Source organism: Methylomonas rivi (assembly GCF_024505165.1).
Lineage (GTDB): Bacteria > Pseudomonadota > Gammaproteobacteria > Methylococcales > Methylomonadaceae > Methylomonas > Methylomonas rivi.
This window is the reverse complement of sequence record NZ_JANIBK010000377.1, coordinates 1-545: the sequence shown is the minus strand read 5'-3', so window position 1 is coordinate 545 and position 545 is coordinate 1. Positions and strand designations below refer to the sequence as shown.

Genomic DNA, 545 nt, shown 5'->3' with positions numbered 1-545 from the left:
GTCGCCGGTCCAGCCGCCAAAACCCAGCACGACGCCGGCGCCGTGGCACAGCGGCGCCAACCATTGTTCCATGGCGGCATCGAAGGTGAAGGCGGCAAAGTGCAGCGCGCGATCGTGACGGGTGTAGGCGTAGAGTTCACCGGCGGCCTGAATGTGGCGGCTCAAGGCGCCATGGGCGACGGCGACGCTTTTGGGTTGGCCGGTGGAACCGGAGGTGAGGATCAGGTAGGCCAGTTGTTCGGGGTGAAGGGTCACAACCGGTGCCGTGGCGGGATAAGCGCTGAGGTCGGTTTCGTCGAGGTTGAGCCAAACACAGCCGTCAACCGCATCAGCCGCACGTGTAGGCTGGACTGGGCGTGGGCGAAGCCCAGCGGTCGCGCCTGATGGCGCCATCACCAACGACGATAGCGAGATCGCCCGCTTCACGCCGGCATCGGCCATCAATTCGGCCAAGCGTTCGCCGGGTTGTTCGGGATCGAGCGGCAGGTAGGCGCCGCCGGCTTTCAAGACGGCCAGCATGGCGACGATGGCTTGGTGGCTGCGCG

General features: G+C 66.2%; 1 protein-coding gene. It reads right to left on the bottom strand.

The genetic code is table 11. The features are described 5' to 3' along the window. Positions 1-545, bottom strand: a 545-nt coding sequence (locus tag NP596_RS21825) for an AMP-binding protein (RefSeq protein ID WP_256617470.1), incomplete at both ends; no start/stop codon positions are given.